The organism is Pseudomonas sp. PS01303, from assembly GCF_029959385.1.
In the GTDB taxonomy this organism is placed as follows: Bacteria; Pseudomonadota; Gammaproteobacteria; order Pseudomonadales; family Pseudomonadaceae; genus Aquipseudomonas; species Aquipseudomonas rustica.
In genome coordinates this window covers 19,229-37,755 of sequence record NZ_JASCPK010000046.1, presented here as the reverse complement: position 1 = coordinate 37,755, position 18,527 = coordinate 19,229, and the positions used below count along the sequence as shown (strand labels likewise).

Genomic DNA, 18,527 nt, shown 5'->3' with positions numbered 1-18,527 from the left:
ATGATGTCGACTGCTATACCGCTATCGCGAGCAGGCTCACTCCTACATTGGGTAATTTATTGACGCACGAGCCGGTCGTTCGGCAGTTGTACGCTTTCAGTGCTGCGATACGGGTTGATGTCCAGACCACCGCGACGCACATACCGCGCAAACACCGTCAGTTTCTCCGGCTTCAACAGTCGCTGCAGATCAAGAAAGATCCGCTCCACACACTGCTCATGAAAGTCCGAGTGCTGACGGAAACTCACGATGTACTCCAGCAAACTGGCGTGATCCAGCGCCGAGCCGCGATATTCCACGACCACCGTGCCCCAGTCCGGCTGACTGGTCACCGGGCAGTTCGATTTAAGCAGATGACTGTAAACAGTCTCCTCGACGATCCGCGACTCATCGCAACGCAGCAACTCCGGGCGCGGATGCTCATAGTTGCTGACACTGATATCCAGATCATCGATGCACACGCCCGGCAACGCCACAACGCCTTCGGCTTCAACGTCTTTCAAACTGCGCACCCGCACGCCCACCGGTTTCCCGGCAGCCGCCGACAAATCCTTGACCAGCGTCGCTTCCAGCGTGGCGACGTCAGCAAACGGCGTCTGATTCAACGAGTTCAAGTACAGCTTGAACGACTTCGACTCGATGATATTCGGCGAATCCGCCGGAATGCTGAACTCGGCAATCGCCACCACCGGTTTGCCCGACGGCAACAACCACGACAGCTCAAAGCAGTTCCAGAAATCCACACCTTTATAAGGCAGGGTCTCGGCGGTCAGGCCCAGCTCCGCCCACTTCGCAGTGCGCGGAATCGGGAACAACAAGGACGGCGTGTAAGTGGCGATGTATTCGCTGGACTTGCCCAGCGGCGAATGTTCGGCTGCGGGATGCATGGCGGAAACCTGACTGAAGAATCAGCGGATTCTACCAGCCTTTGCGCGCGGCTTTGAGTGGTTACTGACTGACAGTCAACTTACCCACCATCCCCGCCTGATAATGCCCCGGAATATTGCAGGCAAATTCCAGGCTCGTGGCTTTGCTGAACGTCCAGGTCAGTTCCGCCGTTTTACCCGGTTCAACCAGCACGCTGTTCGGGTCGTCATGCTTCATGCCATGGCCCATCGCGGCGTGATCCATGCCCGCCATGTCGTGGGACATTTCTTTCATGCCGGTAGGCGTAAGCATGCCGCTTTGCTGCATCTGCAACATTTCCTGCTGGTGCCTGGCATGCATCGCTGCGTCACCGAGGTTGAATTCGTGCAGCAACTGGCCTTTATTCACCAGCACAAAACGAACCGTCTCACCGGCCTTGACCTGAATCGCCTTGGGGTCGAACGACATGTCGTTCAGCACCACTTCAACACTGCGCGTGGCTTTGGCGGCGGGCGCTGGCTGGCCGAAGTCGTAAGTGTGCGCGGGAGCCGCCCATACCGGCGAGCTCAACGCCAACAAACACAAGGCCAGGGATTGGCGTAAAAACATGGTCGTTCTCCAACAAGATAAGGTTCAGCCTGTGGGAAACTTTAGCCGCCCTGCACTGGCATCAACCTGACAGGCAGATTACAACTTTGTCAGGTTGGCGCCTCACGCGTGCTCTCACGGTATAAAGCCTTCACTGAATCATCCCCGAATAACCCGAGTCGCCCATGAAACTGTTGATCGTCGAAGACCAAGCGAAAACCGGCCAATACCTGCGTCAGGGCCTGACCGAGGCCGGGTTCAACACTGAACTGGTGGCCGACGGCAACAGCGGTCAGCAATTGGCATTGAGCGGTGATTATGCGCTGTTGATCCTCGACGTGATGCTGCCCGGTCGCAGTGGCTGGCAGATTCTGCAAGCTGTGCGCAGTGCCGGACTGGACACACCGGTACTTTTTCTCACGGCTAAAGACGCGGTGGAGGACAGGGTTCACGGCCTCGAACTCGGTGCTGACGATTATCTGGTCAAACCGTTCGCCTTCTCCGAGTTGCTGGCGCGGGTGCGCAGTCTGTTGCGTCGTGGCAGTGCCACGCCACAGGAAACCAGTCTGCAACTCGCCGACTTGCGTCTGGATCTGATTCGCCGCCGTGTAGAACGCAGCGGCCAGCGCATCGACCTGACCGCCAAAGAGTTCGCCCTGCTGGAAATGCTTCTGCGTCGCCAAGGCGAAGTGCTGCCGAAATCGCTGATCGCCTCGCAGGTCTGGGACATGAATTTCGACAGCGACACCAATGTCATCGAAGTGGCGATCCGCCGTTTGCGCCTGAAAATCGACGACGAGTTCCCCAACAAACTGATCCACACCGTGCGCGGCATGGGTTACGTGCTTGAAGAGCGCAGCGTCTGATGCGCCGTTTGTCCCTGAGTTCGCGCCTGGCATTGTTATTCGCCGCTTGCACCGCGGTGGTCTCGCTGTTCGCCGGGGTGCTGTTCAACCGCGCCAGCGAGGCACATTTCATTGAGCTCGACCAGCAACAACTGGATGGCAAACTGATTGGCCTGCGCCGCGCGCTGCAGGACGTTCAGCCGGCTCAGCGGGAAGCGCGGCTGGCGGATGAGCTCAGCCGTCAGGCTGATTTGTCGCTGCGCATCACCGGTGCTGACGGCCAGCGCTGGTACGACAGCTCGACGCAGATCCCTAAGGATTTGCCGTCGCAAAACGGGCTGTCGACGATCAGCACTGACGGCACCGATTACCGCGTGCTCAATGCCCCGCTCTACCCGGAAAAGTCCGATTCGCCGCACTTGAGCCTGTTGCTCGACATCACCCATCACCAACACTTCCTGCAACGCATGCAGCATTTGATCTGGCTGACCGTCGGCCTCTCGGCACTGGCCACGGCGTTGCTCGGCGCGTGGGCCGCGCGCAGCGGCTTACGTCCATTACGGCGCATGAGCGCGGTGGCGCGTGGGATTTCTGCACAATCGCTGAATGCCCGACTGCCGGAAGCGCAAATGCCGCCAGAGCTTGCGGAAATGGCCCACAGTTTCAACGCCATGCTCGGCCGTCTCGACGATTCGTTTCAGCGACTCTCGGCGTTTTCAGCCGACATCGCCCATGAACTGCGCACGCCGCTGTCGAACCTGCTGACTCACACTCAGGTCACCCTCACCCGCCCCCGGCCGATCGAGGACTACCGCGAAGCGCTGCACAGCAACCTCGAAGAACTGCAATGGATGGCGCAACTGGTCAACGACATGTTGTACCTGGCCAAGGCTGACCACGGTTTGCTGATGCCCAAGCGTGAGCCGCTGGAATTGGCGGATGAGACCGATGTGTTGCTGGAGTTTTTTGCGCCGCTGGCGGAGGACGCCGGCGTCACGCTGAGCCGCGAAGGTAACGCGCGGATTGAAGGGGATCGCAATATGTTGCGGCGGGCCTTGTCGAATTTACTGGATAACGCGTTGCGGTTTACCCCGGCGGCGGGCTCAGTGAGTTTGCGGATCGCTGAATTACCGGGTGCTGTGCGGGTTTCGGTTGAAAACACTGGGGATGGGATTTCTGCGGAGTTGTTGCCACGGCTGTTTGACCGATTTTATCGGGCCGATCCGGCGCGGCAGGAAGGCAGCAGTGAGCATGCGGGGTTGGGGTTGGCGATTACTCAGTCGATCGTCCGCGCGCATGGGGGGCAGATTCGTTGCGAATCAAAGGCGGGATGGACGCGGTTTGTGATTGAGTTGCCTCGAAGCTGATCGTTCCCACGCTCTGCGTGGGAACGCCGCCCGGGACGCTCCGCGTCCCTTCCAGAGCCGAACGCGGAGCGTCCGTTGAGGCGTTCCCACGCAGAGCGTGGGAACGCGCTTGGGATCGCTTACGAATATCTCAGGGCATGAGCCGGCTCGATCTTCGCCGCTCGCCACGCCGGATACACCGTCGCCAGGAAGCTCAAAATGAACCCCGCCGAGCAGATCAACAACACATCCCCGCCCTGCAATTCCGACGGCAGATTGCTGACGAAGTACACGTCAGAGCTAAAGATATGCTGCCCACTGACTCGCTCAATCCAGCCGACGATCTGACTGACATTCAACGCCGCAATCACGCCCAACACGCCGCCAATGATCGTACCGACAATCCCGATCACCGTGCCCTGCACCATGAAAATCGCCATGATCTGCCGGGGCGTCGCGCCGATGGTACGCAGGATCGCGATGTCCGCGCCCTTGTCGTTCACCACCATGATCAGGGTCGCGATGATGTTGAACGCCGCCACCGCGACGATCATCAGCAACAGCAGGCCGATCATGGTTTTTTCCATCTTCATCGCACTGAACAGGCTGCCCTGAGTGTGCGTCCAGTCGTCAGCCTTGAACTCGGTGCCCAGACTGGCGGCGATGTCTGCGGAGACTTTCGGCGCCGCGTACAGGTCTTTGACTGCCAGACGCACGCTCTGTACCTGATTCGGTTCCCAGTGCTGCATGGTCGCGGCGTCGGCGACATGGATCAGGCCCATCGAGCCGTCCAGTTCAGCGCCAACCTTGAACACGCCGACTACGTTGAGCCGCTGCATGCGCGGGGTGATGCCACCCGGCGCGGTGCTGACTTCCGGGACGATCAGAGTAATTTTGTCGCCGACGTTGAGACGAAAACGTCGCGCAGTGATTTCACCGATCACCACGCCGAACTCGCCCGGTTTCAACGCATCGAGACGGCCCTGCACAATGTGCTGGGCAACGATCGAGACCTTGCCTTCCTGCGCAGGATCGACGCCGCTGATCTGGATCGGCTGCATCATGCCTTTATAGGAGAGCATGCCTTCCATTTCGGTGAACGGCACAGCGGCGGTCACTTCTGGATTTTTCATCGCGGCGGCGGCCACTGGCTGCCAGTCATCAATCGGCTTCACGCCAACGATGGTCGCGTGCGGCACCATGCCGAGGATGCGCGAGCTCATTTCGCGCTGGAAGCCGTTCATCACCGACAACACCACGATCATTGCGAGCACGCCGAGGGCGAGGCCGATCATCGAGGTCATCGAAATGAACGAAACAAAGCGATTGCGGCGCTTGGCGCGGGTATAGCGCGTGCCGATAAAGATCGATAACGGTCTGAACATTCGCTGGGGCACCGTATAAAAATAAAAGACCCGACGCCTTTTCAGGTGTCGGGTTTCAACCAATCAGATAGGCGTGAGGCGACCTTCTTGCAGGTGCAGTACGCGATCCATCTGGCGGGCCAGGTTCATGTCGTGAGTCACCACCAGGAACGCGGTGCGCATCGAGGTGCTGAGTTCCAGCATCAAATCCTGGATGCCCTGCGCGGTGTGGGAGTCGAGGTTGCCGGTCGGCTCGTCGAGCATCACCAGGCCTGGCTTGTTCACCAAAGCGCGAGCGATGGCGACACGCTGACGCTCACCACCGGACAGTTCCGAGGGTTTGTGCTCAAGGCGATGACCGAGGCCGACGCGCTCCAGCAAAGCGGTCGCACGCTGACGCGCTTCCGGGATCGGCGTCTTGCCGATCAGCAGCGGCATGCACACGTTTTCCAGCGCGGTGAATTCCGGCAGCAAGTGGTGGAACTGGTAAACGAAACCAAGTGCACGGTTGCGCAGCAGGCCGCGCTTCTTCTCGCTCAGTGCCGACAATTCTTCGCCATCGAGCCAGACGCTGCCCTTGGTCGGCGTATCCAGTCCACCGAGCAGGTTGAGCAAAGTACTTTTGCCCGAACCCGAGGTGCCGACAATTGCCACACGCTCGCCCGGGTGCAACTCCAGTTGCAGACCGGCCAGCACTTCCACCGACTCCGGGCCTTCCTCGTAGGATTTGCCCAGGTTGCGGCAGCTCAAGATTGCTTGTTCACTCATGCCCGACTCACTCATAACGTAGCGCCTCCGCCGGCTGGGTGCGCGCGGCACGCCAGGCGGGATACAGGGTGGCGAGGAAACTCAGAACCAACGCCGCCGCGCAGACCATGACCACGTCCTGGCTCTGCACCTGCGACGGAAGATAATCAATGAAATACACGTCAGCATTAAGGAATTTGTGGCCGATCAGCCCTTCCAGTGCCGAGATCGCCGCGCTGACATTGAGCGCCGCGAAAATCCCGACCACCGCGCCAATCGCTGTGCCGACTACACCGATCACCGTGCCTTGCACCATGAACGTGCGCATGATCGTGCCCGGCGTCGCGCCCAAGGTGCGCAGAATGGCGATGTCGCCCTTCTTGTCATTCACCACCATCACCAATGTGGAAATGATGTTGAACGCGGCAACGGCGACGATCAGCAGCAACAGCAGGCCAATCATGGCTTTTTCCATACGGATTGCCTGATACAGATTGCCGTGGGTGCGCGTCCAGTCGCGAGCGTAATAATGGTCTTCGCCAAGTTGCTGGGCGATGTTCCATGCCACACGCGGTGCCTGGAACAAGTCGTCGAACTTCAGGCGGATGCCCTGCACCTGATCAGGCTTCCAGCGGTGCATCTTCGCCAGATCCTGCAGGTTGGTGACGCCCAGATAGCCGTCGAGCTCGCCGGCGCCGACATGGAAAATGCCGACCACGGTGAAGCGCTTCATGCGCGGGAACATCCCGGCCGGGGTCACGCTGACCTCCGGCGCGACGAAGGTGACCTTGTCACCGATGCCGACGCCCAGCTTGGTCGCGGCCTTGTCGCCGATGACGATGCCGAAGCTGCCCGGCGTCAAATCGTCGAGTTTGCCCTGCTTCATGAAGTTGTCGATGATCGACACTTTGCGCTCGAGCGCAGGGTCAATGGCATTGAGCAACACCTTGGAGACCTGACCGTTGTTGGTCAGCAGGCCCTGCATCTGGGTGAACGGCGCAACCGCCGTCACCTGCGGGTTCTGCTTGACCTTGGTGGCCAGGCTTTGCCAGTCGTTGATCGGCTCAGTGGATTCAATGGTCGCGTGGGGCACCATGCCCAGCACGCGGGTGCGCATCTCATGATCGAAGCCATTCATCACCGACAGCACGACGATCATCACGACCACGCCAAGGGCGAGCCCGATCATCGAAGTCAGGGAAATGAATGACACAAAATGATTGCGACGCTTTGCACGGGTATAACGCGTGCCGATAAATACGAAGAGAGGTCTGAACATGTCGGGGCTTGTTCGGAGGGAAAAGGAACGTCCTTGTGGCGGGGGTCGATAACCAGCTTTACACTCAGACCACCGCCGCTACCATGGGTTCGCCATGTCGACATTAGATGAAGAAGATCGCCGCGAATACTACCGTATCGAGGACACGATCGCACTGGAAATTCGGCCCCTGTCCGCTCCCGAAGCCGCAGGCCAGGAAGTGTTGCAGGATGCTTCCCCGCTGTTCAACCTGCTCAGCGAACTGCACCTGAGCGAATTCGAGTCGCAGCACTTGTTGCGGCAGATCAGCGAGCGCGACCGCGCCATCGCCGCGGTCCTGAAATCCCAGAACAAACGCATCGACCTGCTCAGCCAGGTGGTCGCCCTGACCGTGCTCGGCCAGATCGGCGAGCCGCAACCGGTGATCATTTCCGAAGGCGGGATCGACTTTCAGCACCCGACACCGATCGCCGCCGGCGCGCACCTGTCGGTGAAACTGGTGCTGATGCCGCAAGCGCTGGGCCTGTTGCTGCGCGCCCGCGTCACCCATTGCGACCCCAAGGGCAACGGATTCGACGTCGGCACCGAGTTCGAACACTTGACCGACGCCCAGCGCCAATTGCTCGCACGCTATATCTTGCAGAAGCAGGCCCAGGAACGACGTCTGGCCCGCGAACAGAACGAATCAGGCATTTAATTTAAGGAAGAACCGTGACCCTCATCTACGGCCACCGCGGCGCCAAGGGCGAAGCACCGGAAAACACCCTGAGCAGCTTTCAGGAATGTCTCAAGCACGGCGTGCGCCGTTGCGAACTCGATCTGCACCTGTCCAAGGACGGCGAGTTGATGGTCATCCACGACCCCACGCTCAAGCGCACCACGGATCGGCGCGGCAAAGTCGTCGAGCACACCGCCGCCGAGCTGGTGACTTACGACGCGCGTAAGGGTGGCCCGGGCTGGATCAAGCCATGCCCGATTCCGACGCTGGAAGAGTTGTTCGAGCAATGTGATTTCGAGCACTGGCAGCTCGAAGTGAAAAGCGCTTCACGCACGCGTGCGGCAACCACGGTGCTGGCGATTCGTGAAATGGCCCAGCGCCATGGCCTGCTCGACAAGGTGACGATCACCTCAAGTTCGCGGGAAGTGCTGAAAGCGGCGCTGGATCTGGTGCCGGACGTGTCGCGCGGACTGGTCGCCGAATACGCCTGGCTCGACCCGTTGAAGGTCGCGGCTAGTTACGGCTGCGAGATTCTTGCGCTGAACTGGACGCTGTGTACGCCGGAACGCCTGCAGAAGGCGCAGCGTCATGGGCTGCATGTGTCGGTGTGGACCGTCAACGAGCCTGCGCTGATGCGCAGACTCGCCGACTTCGGCGTTGACAGCCTGATTACAGACTTTCCCGGTTTGGCCACTGCCACGCTCGAGAATTGCTGAAATCGGTCTCCCCGGCCGGCTCAGGCCGCCGGCCGGAGCCCGTCAAAAAAGCCGGTTGAGGCCGTCGTACGCCGCTACCCGATAGGCTTCCGCCATGGTCGGGTAGTTGAACGTCGTGTTGACAAAGTACTTCAGGGTGTTCAGTTCACCCGGCTGGCTCATGATCGCCTGACCGATGTGGACGATCTCCGACGCCTGATAACCGAAGCAGTGCACGCCCAACACTTCCAGGGTTTCACGGTGGAACAGGATCTTCAGCATGCCTTGCGGCTCGCCGGCGATCTGCGCACGCGCCATGCTCTTGAAGAACGCCTTGCCGACTTCATACGGCACTTTGGCCTGGGTCAGCTCCTGCTCGTTCTTGCCGATCGAGCTGATCTCCGGAATGGTGTAGATGCCGGTCGGCACGTCATTCACAAAGCGCCAGCTGCCGTTATCAACGATGCTGCCAGCGGCCGAACGGCCCTGGTCGTGAGCGGCACTGGCCAGGCTCGGCCAGCCGATCACGTCACCGGCACCGTAGATGTTCGGTACGCAGGTGCGGTAAGCCTCGTCGACTTCGATCTGGCCACGACTGTTGACCTTGACGCCGATGTTTTCCAGACCCAGCGTGTCGGTGTTGCCGGTACGGCCGTTGCACCAGAGCAAGGCGTCGGCCTTGATCTTCTTGCCGGATTTGAGGTGCAGGATCACGCCGTTGTCGACGCCTTCAACGCGATCGTAATCTTCGTTGTGGCGAACAGTGATGTTGTTGTTGCTGAAGTGGTAGCTCAACGCCTGGGAGATTTCCGAGTCGAGGAAACTCAGCAACTGACCACGGTTATCGACCAGTTCAACCAGTACGCCCAGACCGCTGAAGATCGACGCGTATTCGCAACCGATCACGCCAGCGCCGTAAACGATCAGTTTGCGCGGGGTGTGGTTGAGGCTGAGGATGGTGTCGCTATCGTAGATACGCGGGTGGTGGAAATCGATGTCCGCCGGGCGATAAGGACGCGAACCGGTGGCGATGATGATGTGCTTGGCCACCAGTTTCTCGACCACGCCGTTGGCGCAGACCACTTCGATGGTTTGCTCGTCGGCGAAGCTGCCGGTGCCGAAGAACACGTCGACGCGGTTACGGGCGTAGTAGCCGGTGCGCGAGGCGACTTGTTTGGAAATGACTTTCTCGGCGCTTTTCAACACGTCCGGGAAGGAGAACCAGCGTGGCTCGCCGATCGCCCGGAACATAGGATTAGTGTTGAACTGCATGATCTGCCGCACCGAGTGACGCAGTGCCTTGGACGGGATGGTGCCGAGGTGGGTGCAGTTGCCGCCGACCTGACGACGGCTGTCGACCATCGCGACCTTGCGCCCTGCTTTGGCGGCGTTCATTGCCGCGCCTTCTCCCGCCGGGCCGGAACCCAGTACCACCACGTCGTAGTTGTAGACAGCCATGCGTACTCCTCAGAACAGGCCGCGGTGCCAGCAGCACCTACGGCTAAATCACGCCGAACGGCGGCGCGAAGGAACAATTGGGGGTCAATCAAGAACCCGGACACAGTCTATAGAAGCGTCAACGCCGCGCACATTAACCCTTGGTCGCGTCGTAGGCTACTTTTGCCTGCACTACAACGCCAGCTTTCGTATTGTTCTCAGTCAGTTTTTTTGCCACTGAGGCGTTCGAACGCCGGACTGGTGCGGATGACGAAACCTGTATCGGCACGAATCACCAAGAATGCACCGATGTCATGTTTTTCGGCATAGTCCATAGCCCTTTCGGGGCCGAGAATAAGCAACAGCGTCGATAGTCCATCGGCCATCAACGCTGAAGGATGAATTACCGTGACTGACGCCAGGTCGTGTAGGACGGGTGCACCGGTGCGGGCATCGAAGGTGTGGGAATAGCGCCGACCGTCCTGCAGGAAATAGTTGCGGTAGTCGCCAGAGGTCGAAACGCCGTAGCCGTCGACATCAATGATGCGCTCGGCGATCTGTTGATCGTCGCGGGGTTCTTCCAGAGCAATGCGCCACGGGGAGCCGTCGAGCTTTTTGCCTTTTGCCTTGAGTTCGCCGGTGGCTTCGGCGAGGTAATCGTGGATGCCCAGCGCGTCGAGCCTTGCGGCGATGGTGTCGACGGCATAACCGGCAGCGATACTATTGAAGTCGACCTCGACAGCGGCGTCCTTGCACAACTGATCACCATTAATGTGCAGATGCTGATGACCGACCCGCTGCATCACCTCGTCCAGCGCGGCGGCATCGGGGACTTTTTCTTCGCGGCCTTGCGGGCCGAAGCCCCAGAGATTCATCAGCGGTTCAACGGTGAGGTCGTAGGAACCTTCGCTTTGCGCTGACAGTAGTCCGCCAACGCGGATCAATTCGAGTACCGACGCGGGCATTGTCTGACAGCTATTGGCGGGCAAAGCGTTGAAACGTTCGATGTCGGAATCGTTGCGGTAAGTGGACAGCTGCTGGTCGACTTCGGCGAGGATCCCTTCTACTTCACTGCGAACTTGCGCGGAATCGGCATCACCCACATGACGCACGTACTTGATCGAATACGTGCTGCCCATGGTTGGCCCGCCAAAGCTTTCCATCGACTCACCCTCGCCGCAGGCCGCCAAAAAAGCCGCTAAAACCACGAACCCCACAAACCGTCCAGTGAACAATTCTTCATCTCCCCGCAAAACAGCGCCGGCCATTATGAATCAAAGGGCCCGCTCGCTCCCAACGGATGGAACGCGCTTCTAAAAATCCAATAAAGAGTATCTAAAAATGTCCACTTCCACGGGCAAAGGCAAAGCGATCTTTCGCGTTGTCAGCGGCAACTTCCTCGAAATGTTCGACTTCATGGTCTATGGCTTCTACGCCACGGCCATCGCCAAAACCTTCTTCCCGACTGACAGTGCCTTCGCTTCGCTGATGCTGTCGTTGGCGACTTTTGGTGCCGGTTTCCTGATGCGACCGCTGGGAGCGATCTTCCTCGGCGCCTACATTGACCGTCATGGCCGTCGCCAGGGTTTGATCATCACGCTGGCATTGATGGCCGCCGGTACGGTGCTGATTGCCTGTGTTCCGGGATACGCCACCCTCGGCGTTGCCGCTCCTTTGCTGGTGCTGTTTGGCCGCTTGCTGCAAGGTTTCTCGGCGGGCGTGGAGTTGGGCGGCGTGTCGGTGTATCTGGCTGAAATCGCCACACCGGGCCGCAAGGGCTTTTTCGTCAGTTGGCAGTCCGCCAGCCAACAAGCGGCGGTGGTGTTTGCCGGTTTGCTCGGCGTCGGCCTCAATCATTGGCTGAGTCCGGAACAGATGGGTGACTGGGGCTGGCGCGTGCCGTTCCTGATTGGCTGCATGATTGTGCCGGTGATCTTCGTCATTCGTCGTTCGCTGGAAGAAACCCCGGAATTCCAGGCGCGGAAACATCGCCCTACCCTGCGGGAAATTGTCCGCTCGATCGGTCAGAACTTTGGCATCGTTATCGCTGGCATGGCGCTGGTGGTGATGACCACGGTGTCTTTCTATTTGATCACTGCGTACACCCCGACCTTCGGCAAGGCTGAGCTGCACTTGTCGGACTTCGATGCGTTGCTGGTGACGGTGTGTATTGGGCTGTCGAACTTCTTCTGGCTGCCGGTGATGGGTGCGGTGTCTGACAAGATCGGGCGTAAACCCCTACTGCTGGCGGCGACGATTCTGGCGATTCTGACCGCGTACCCGGCGCTGTCGTGGTTGGTGGCGAATCCGAGCTTCAGCCATTTGCTGATCGTCGAATTGTGGTTGTCGTTCCTGTACGGCTCGTACAACGGCGCGATGGTGGTGGCGCTGACCGAGATCATGCCGGTGGAAGTGCGTACAACCGGGTTCTCGCTGGCCTATAGCCTGGCGACGGCGACGTTTGGCGGGTTTACGCCGGCGGCGTGCACGTACCTGATTCATGTGCTGGATAACAAAGCTGCGCCGGGGATCTGGCTGAGTGGTGCGGCGGTGTTGGGGTTGTTGGCGACGCTGGTGTTGTTCCGGGGCAACAAGCATGAGCTGCGCACTGCGCAAGCGGCCATCCCTGGCGGCGCCCGCTAGGACGCCATCGCGAGCAAGCTTTGCTCCTACATTGGAGATGTGGCGCTCACAAATCCCTTGTAGGAGCCGAGCTTGCTCGCGAAGGGGCCAGCACTGACAACACAGCTCTAAAAGGCACACAAACAAAAACGCCCCGACCAAAGTCGGGGCGTTTTCATATGCAGCTATCGCTTAGCGCGGGAACGCTGGCGGATTCACATCAGCCATGTCTTCCATCACGCGGATAACCTGGCAGCTGTAACCGAACTCGTTGTCGTACCAAACATACAGAACAACGCGGTTGTCCTGAACGATGGTCGCTTCAGCATCGACCACACCGGCGTGGCGCGAACCAACGAAGTCAGTCGAAACCACTTCCTGCGAGTTAACGAAGTCGATTTGCTTGTGCAGATCGGAGTGCAGCGCCATGTAGCGCAGGTACTCGTTCATCTCTTCACGGGTGGCGGCTTTCTCAAGGTTGAGGTTGAGAATGGCCATCGACACGTTCGGAGTTGGAACGCGGATCGCGTTACCGGTCAGCTTGCCGGCCAGCTCAGGCAGAGCCTTGGCAGCAGCGGTGGCAGCACCGGTTTCGGTGATCACCATGTTCAGCGCGGCGCTACGACCACGGCGATCGCCTTTGTGGAAGTTGTCGATCAGGTTCTGGTCGTTGGTGTACGAGTGAACGGTTTCGACGTGACCGTTGATGATGCCGAACTTGTCATTCACAGCTTTCAGCACCGGCACGATGGCGTTGGTGGTGCAGGAAGCAGCGGAGACGATCTTGTCATCAGCGGTGATTTCACCGTGGTTGATGCCGTGAACGATGTTCTTCAGCTTGCCTTTGCCTGGCGCAGTCAGAACAACGCGGTCGATACCCGGGCACTGCAAGTGCTGGCCCAGGCCATCAGCGTCACGCCATACACCGGTGTTGTCCACCAGCAGCGCGTCTTTGATGCCGTACTGGGTGTAATCCACTTCAGTCGGGTTCTTCGCGTAGATCACCTGGATCAGGTTACCGTTGGCGGTGATGGTGTTGTTTTCTTCGTCGATGGTAATGGTGCCGTTGAACGAACCATGTACCGAGTCGCGACGCAGCAGGCTGGCACGTTTGGTCAGGTCGTTGTCGGCGCCTTTGCGCACGACGATGGCACGCAGACGCAGACCGTCGCCACCACCGGTTTTCTCGATCAGGATGCGCGCCAGCAGACGGCCGATACGACCGAAGCCGTACAGCACAACGTCGGTGCCTTTACGTGCGGAAGCGTTTTGCTGGCCAACCACATCAGCCATTTCTTCACGAACGAATTGCTCGGCGCTGCGGCCGTTGCCTTCGTTGCGGAATTTGAACGCCAACTTGCCCAGATCTACCGAAGCCGCGCCGAGCTTGAGCTCGCTCATGGCTTTGAGCAGTGGGAATGTTTCGTGGACGGAGAGTTCGCTGTCGTCGGAAGAACGGTGGCGCGCAAAGCGGTGAGCTTTGAGAATCGCGATGACAGACTGGTTGATCAGGCTGCGGCCATAGATCGAGCTCACCACGTTGTTATTGCGGTAGAGCTGACCGATAAGCGGGATCATCGCTTCTGCGAGTGCTTCACGGTCGATCCATTCACCAAGACACTGGTCGGGCTTCTGAGTCACGGTAACCTTCCACATGTAGGGGCAGAAAAAAGGGGCTACATTATGCCGCCCACAACCTCATTCAGCAATGCGCGCTTGTCGCGAAACCGGTAACAAAATTCCTTTCAAAAAAATCACGCCCCGCGCCAGCCCAGTAAATACGCGGCTTCCAGCGCAGTCAATTTTTCGTCGACTGTTAGACGATGTCTGTAACCCTCCGTAACACGAGCCAATTTCAGCACTACATAACCACTAAAAAAGTGCTCGTTTTTATGGTTACCACTACATTTCGCCAAAACAGTGAAGATAGACGTAGTCTGCAACTGACAGGCGACACCCGACGCCGCTACAATTACCGACTTTGTCGCAAAGCCTGGAGCTCAACCTTCCGTGCCCGTTCTGCGTCTACCGCAACTCCCTGCCGAGGCAGGTAAACAGCATTGGGGCAATTTGCCCGGCGCTGCCCTCAGTCTGGCGATTGCCGAGGCTGCCAGCGCTGCCAAGCGCTTCACCCTGCTACTGACCGCCGACAGCCAGAGTGCTGAACGACTGGAACAGGAGCTGAGTTTCTTCGCCCCGGATTTGCCCGTTCTGCATTTCCCCGACTGGGAAACCCTGCCCTACGACCTGTTCTCGCCGCATCAGGACATCATTTCCCAGCGCATTGCCAGCTTATATAGGCTGCCGGAACTGGAACACGGTGTGTTGGTGGTGCCGATCACCACGGCCCTGCACCGTCTGGCGCCGACCAAATTCCTGCTCGGCAGCAGCCTGGTACTGGATGTCGGTCAGAAGCTCGACGTCGAGCAGATGCGCTCGCGGCTCGAAGCCAGCGGCTATCGCTACGTCGACACGGTGTATGAGCACGGCGAATTCACCGTGCGCGGCGCGCTGATCGACCTGTTTCCGATGGGCAGCAAGTTGCCGTATCGCATCGACCTGTTCGATGACGAAATCGAAACCCTGCGCACGTTTGATCCGGAAAACCAGCGCTCCATCGACAAGGTCGACTCGGTCAAGCTGCTGCCGGCGCGTGAATTCCCGTTGCAGAAAGACGCGGTCACCCGCTTCAAGGCGCGCTTTCGCGAGCGTTTCGACGTCGACTTCCGGCGCTGCCCGATCTTTCAGGATCTGAGCAGCGGCATTACCCCGGCCGGTATCGAGTACTACCTGCCGCTGTTCTTCGACGAAACCTCGACGCTGTTCGATTACCTGCCGCAAGACACGCAAGTGTTCTCGCTGCCGGGCATCGAGCAAGCGGCGGAGAATTTCTGGAACGACGTGCGCAATCGTTATGAAGAGCGCCGCGTCGATCCATCGCGTCCTTTATTGCCGCCCGCCGAATTGTTCCTGCCGGTGGAAGACTGCTTCGCGCGCCTGAAGAGCTGGCCGCGAGTGGTTGCCAGTCAGCAAGACGTCGAAAGCGGCGCCGGTCGCGAGCGCTTCCCGGCGCAAGCCCTGCCGAATCTGGCGATTGAAGCCAAAGCCACGCAACCGCTGGCCGCGCTGGCCGGTTTCCTCGACGAATTCCCCGGGCGCGTGCTGTTCACCGCCGAATCCGCGGGCCGTCGCGAAGTGCTGCTGGAGTTGCTCGAACGTCTGAAGCTGCGACCGAAAACTGTCGATAGCTGGCCGGACTTTGTTGCGAGCAAGGATCGTCTGGCGATCACCATCGCCCCGCTCGACGAAGGCCTGATGCTCGACGATCCGGCGCTGGCGCTGGTCGCTGAAAGTCCGCTGTTCGGTCAACGCGTCATGCAGCGTCGCCGTCGCGAGAAACGTGCCGACGGCAACAACGATGCAGTGATCAAAAACCTCACCGAGCTGCGCGAAGGTGCGCCGGTGGTGCACATCGATCACGGTGTCGGTCGCTACCTCGGCCTGACGATTCTGGAAATCGACGATCAAGCCGCCGAATTCCTCACCCTCGAATACGCCGAAAACGCCAAGCTCTACGTGCCGGTGGCCAACCTGCATCTGATCGCGCGCTACACCGGCAGCGATGATGCGCTGGCCCCGCTGCACCGTCTCGGCTCGGAAACCTGGCAGAAAGCCAAACGCAAAGCCGCCGAACAGGTACGTGACGTCGCCGCTGAATTGCTCGACATCTACGCCCGCCGAGCCGCTCGCGAAGGTTATGCGTTCGCCGACCCGAAAGCCGATTACGCGACGTTCAGCGCCGGTTTCCCGTTCGAAGAAACCCCGGATCAACAAACCACCATCGAAGCCGTGCGCGCCGACATGCTCGCGCCGAAACCGATGGATCGCCTGGTCTGCGGCGACGTTGGCTTCGGCAAGACCGAAGTGGCCATGCGCGCGGCGTTCATCGCCGTCCACGGTGGCCGCCAGGTGGCGATTCTGGTGCCGACCACCCTGCTCGCCCAGCAGCACTACAACAGTTTCCGCGACCGCTTCGCCGACTGGCCGGTGAGCGTGGAAGTGATGAGCCGCTTCAAATCGGCCAAGGAAGTGAACGCAGCGATCGCCGATCTGGCGGAAGGCAAGATCGACATCGTCATCGGCACGCACAAGTTGCTGTCCGATGACGTGAAAATCAAAAACCTCGGGCTCGTAATCATCGACGAAGAACACCGCTTCGGTGTCCGTCAGAAAGAACAGCTCAAGGCCCTGCGCAGCGAAGTCGACATCCTCACGCTGACCGCCACGCCGATTCCGCGCACGCTGAACATGGCGGTGTCGGGCATGCGCGATCTGTCGATCATCGCCACACCGCCAGCGCGACGCCTGTCGGTGCGCACCTTCGTCATGGAGCAGAACAAGAGCACGGTCAAAGAGGCCCTGCTCCGCGAACTGCTGCGTGGCGGTCAGGTTTATTACTTGCACAACGATGTGAAAACCATCGAGAAATGCGCCGCCGACCTCGCCGAACTGGTGCCGGAAGCACGTATCGGTATCGGTCACGGACAGATGCGCGAGCGCGAACTCGAACAAGTGATGAGCGACTTCTATCACAAGCGCTTCAACGTGCTGATCGCCTCGACCATCATCGAGACCGGCATCGACGTGCCGAGCGCCAACACCATCATCATTGAGCGCGCTGACAAATTCGGCCTGGCGCAACTGCACCAGTTGCGTGGCCGTGTCGGCCGCAGTCACCACCAGGCATATGCGTACCTGCTGACACCGCCGCGCCAGCAAATCACTTCGGACGCGGAAAAGCGTCTGGAAGCGATCGCCAATACTCAGGATCTCGGTGCCGGTTTCGTGCTGGCGACCAACGACCTGGAAATCCGTGGTGCCGGCGAACTGCTTGGCGATGGCCAGAGCGGGCAGATTCAAGCCGTCGGTTTTACGCTGTACATGGAAATGCTCGAACGCGCGGTGAAATCGATCCGCAAGGGCGAGCAACCGAACCTCGATCAACCGCTCGGCGGTGGCCCGGAGGTCAACTTGCGGGTACCGGCGTTGATTCCGGAAGATTACCTGCCGGACGTTCACGCCCGTCTGATTCTGTACAAGCGCATTGCTTCGGCGACCGACGAGGAAGGCTTGAAGGATCTGCAAGTCGAGATGATCGACCGTTTCGGCTTGTTGCCGGAACCGACGAAAAATCTGGTGCGCATCACGGCGTTGAAGTTGCAGGCCGAGCAGTTGGGCATCAAGAAAGTCGATGGCGGGCCGCAAGGTGGGCGCATCGAGTTCGAAGCGCAGACGCCGGTCGATCCGATGACGCTGATCAAGCTGATCCAGAGCCAGCCGAAACGCTACAAATTCGAAGGCGCCACGATGTTCAAGTTTCAGGTGCCGATGGAACGCCCGGAAGAGCGCTTTAATACTGTAGAGGCGCTGTTTGAGCGCCTCCTCCCGAAATCTGTTTAAAGGACGCCGCATGCGCCTGTTTCGCTCGCTGACTTTGCTACTCACCCTGGTAGCACCTTCGGTTTTTGCCGATGACCTGTATCAGGTCGAAATGATTCTGGTGCGCCAGAACGCCGTGCCGGCCATCGTCAGCCGTGCCGCGCCGGAAGACTGGGCCGCAGGCGCCCAGCGTTTGGGCGATGACAGCAAGCGCACGCCGGCGCTGAATGACGTGGTAACTAAACTCACCGCCAGTGGCGACTACACAGTCCTGATGCACAAGGCCTGGCAGCAAACCCTCGGCGAAGCACCGGCGAAAGTCGCGGTCAGCGACGGCCAAGAGCAATACGGCCAGTTCCCGATCGAGGGCACGCTGGAGATGAAGCTCGGGCGCTTCACCGACGTGGCTGCCGATTTCTGGGTCAATCAGATCGACACCAATGGCCTGGTCACCGCCAGTGAACGCCTGAAACAGGACAGCCACACCAAGAACGGCCAACTCAACTATCTCGACAACGGCCATCTGGCACTGCTGATCAAGATCACTTCCCTGACCGCGCCTGCGCCACGGGAAGCGCCTGAAGCGATTCCGGACTGATCG

At 59.5% G+C, this 18,527-nt stretch carries 15 protein-coding genes; 7 read left to right on the top strand and 8 right to left on the bottom strand.

Features of this window, described 5'->3' with window-relative positions:
• Positions 1–56 precede the first annotated feature (56 nt).
• Both queF and QMX93_RS14935 read right to left on the bottom strand, forming a co-directional pair.
• Positions 57–887 (bottom strand): NADPH-dependent 7-cyano-7-deazaguanine reductase QueF, encoded by an 831-nt coding sequence (gene queF, locus QMX93_RS14940; RefSeq protein ID WP_159814267.1) that lies wholly within the window; start codon positions 885–887, stop codon positions 57–59.
• Between the two features lie 61 nt (positions 888–948).
• Positions 949–1,476 (bottom strand): cupredoxin family protein, encoded by a 528-nt coding sequence (locus tag QMX93_RS14935; RefSeq protein WP_282356721.1) that lies wholly within the window; start codon positions 1,474–1,476, stop codon positions 949–951.
• A 164-nt stretch (positions 1,477–1,640) separates the two neighbouring features.
• On the opposite strand from QMX93_RS14935, the gene QMX93_RS14930 reads away from it, so the two are divergent.
• Both QMX93_RS14930 and QMX93_RS14925 read left to right on the top strand, forming a co-directional pair.
• Positions 1,641–2,321 carry a heavy metal response regulator transcription factor gene (locus QMX93_RS14930; protein ID WP_159814271.1) on the top strand — a complete coding sequence of 227 codons (681 nt, stop codon included), beginning with the start codon at positions 1,641–1,643 and terminating at the stop codon, positions 2,319–2,321.
• Positions 2,321–3,667: a heavy metal sensor histidine kinase gene (locus QMX93_RS14925; RefSeq protein WP_282356720.1), complete on the top strand. Its 1,347-nt coding sequence runs from the start codon at positions 2,321–2,323 to the stop codon at positions 3,665–3,667. The genes QMX93_RS14930 and QMX93_RS14925 overlap by 1 nt, the downstream gene beginning before the upstream one ends.
• 119 nt (positions 3,668–3,786) lie before the next feature.
• Here QMX93_RS14925 and QMX93_RS14920 read toward each other — a convergent pair whose 3' ends face one another.
• The 3 genes from QMX93_RS14920 to QMX93_RS14910 form a co-directional block, all read right to left on the bottom strand.
• Positions 3,787–5,031: a lipoprotein-releasing ABC transporter permease subunit gene (locus tag QMX93_RS14920; protein WP_282356719.1), complete on the bottom strand. Its 1,245-nt coding sequence runs from the start codon at positions 5,029–5,031 to the stop codon at positions 3,787–3,789.
• A 63-nt stretch (positions 5,032–5,094) separates the two neighbouring features.
• Positions 5,095–5,778: a lipoprotein-releasing ABC transporter ATP-binding protein LolD gene (lolD, locus tag QMX93_RS14915; RefSeq protein ID WP_177323343.1), complete on the bottom strand. Its 684-nt coding sequence runs from the start codon at positions 5,776–5,778 to the stop codon at positions 5,095–5,097.
• 7 nt (positions 5,779–5,785) lie between these two features.
• A complete protein-coding gene (locus tag QMX93_RS14910) occupies positions 5,786–7,036 on the bottom strand; it encodes a lipoprotein-releasing ABC transporter permease subunit (protein ID WP_053122066.1) in 1,251 nt (416 codons plus the stop codon).
• Positions 7,037–7,130: 94 nt separating this feature from the next.
• Here QMX93_RS14910 and QMX93_RS14905 point away from each other — a divergent pair, with 94 nt between their 5' ends.
• Together QMX93_RS14905 and QMX93_RS14900 are read left to right on the top strand one after the other, a co-directional pair.
• A complete protein-coding gene (locus tag QMX93_RS14905; protein WP_282356718.1) occupies positions 7,131–7,712 on the top strand; it encodes a PilZ domain-containing protein in 582 nt (193 codons plus the stop codon).
• Positions 7,713–7,726: 14 nt separating this feature from the next.
• The gene (locus tag QMX93_RS14900; protein WP_282356717.1) at positions 7,727–8,449 is read left to right on the top strand and encodes a glycerophosphodiester phosphodiesterase family protein; all 723 of its coding nucleotides are present in this window, start codon (positions 7,727–7,729) and stop codon (positions 8,447–8,449) included.
• Positions 8,450–8,491: 42 nt separating this feature from the next.
• Here QMX93_RS14900 and sthA read toward each other — a convergent pair whose 3' ends face one another.
• Together sthA and QMX93_RS14890 are read right to left on the bottom strand one after the other, a co-directional pair.
• Positions 8,492–9,886 carry a Si-specific NAD(P)(+) transhydrogenase gene (gene sthA, locus QMX93_RS14895; RefSeq protein WP_038362239.1) on the bottom strand — a complete coding sequence of 465 codons (1,395 nt, stop codon included), beginning with the start codon at positions 9,884–9,886 and terminating at the stop codon, positions 8,492–8,494.
• 197 nt (positions 9,887–10,083) lie between these two features.
• Positions 10,084–11,133 carry an FAD:protein FMN transferase gene (locus QMX93_RS14890; protein ID WP_282356716.1) on the bottom strand — a complete coding sequence of 350 codons (1,050 nt, stop codon included), beginning with the start codon at positions 11,131–11,133 and terminating at the stop codon, positions 10,084–10,086.
• Between the two features lie 73 nt (positions 11,134–11,206).
• Between QMX93_RS14890 and QMX93_RS14885 the strand changes: the two genes are divergently transcribed.
• Positions 11,207–12,508, top strand: coding sequence for an MFS transporter (locus QMX93_RS14885; protein WP_282356715.1), 1,302 nt, complete (start codon positions 11,207–11,209; stop codon positions 12,506–12,508).
• A gap of 171 nt (positions 12,509–12,679) precedes the next feature.
• Here the strand turns inward: QMX93_RS14885 and QMX93_RS14880 are convergent, their stop codons facing one another.
• On the bottom strand, positions 12,680–14,143 hold the full coding sequence (locus QMX93_RS14880; RefSeq protein ID WP_008082184.1) for a glyceraldehyde-3-phosphate dehydrogenase: 1,464 nt from the start codon (positions 14,141–14,143) through the stop codon (positions 12,680–12,682).
• 354 nt (positions 14,144–14,497) lie between these two features.
• Here QMX93_RS14880 and mfd point away from each other — a divergent pair, with 354 nt between their 5' ends.
• Both mfd and QMX93_RS14870 read left to right on the top strand, forming a co-directional pair.
• Positions 14,498–17,947: a transcription-repair coupling factor gene (gene mfd, locus QMX93_RS14875; protein ID WP_159814281.1), complete on the top strand. Its 3,450-nt coding sequence runs from the start codon at positions 14,498–14,500 to the stop codon at positions 17,945–17,947.
• 10 nt (positions 17,948–17,957) lie between these two features.
• Positions 17,958–18,524, top strand: a complete 567-nt coding sequence (locus QMX93_RS14870; protein WP_053122077.1) for a CsiV family protein — start codon at positions 17,958–17,960, stop codon at positions 18,522–18,524.
• The last annotated feature ends 3 nt before the right edge of the window (positions 18,525–18,527 follow it).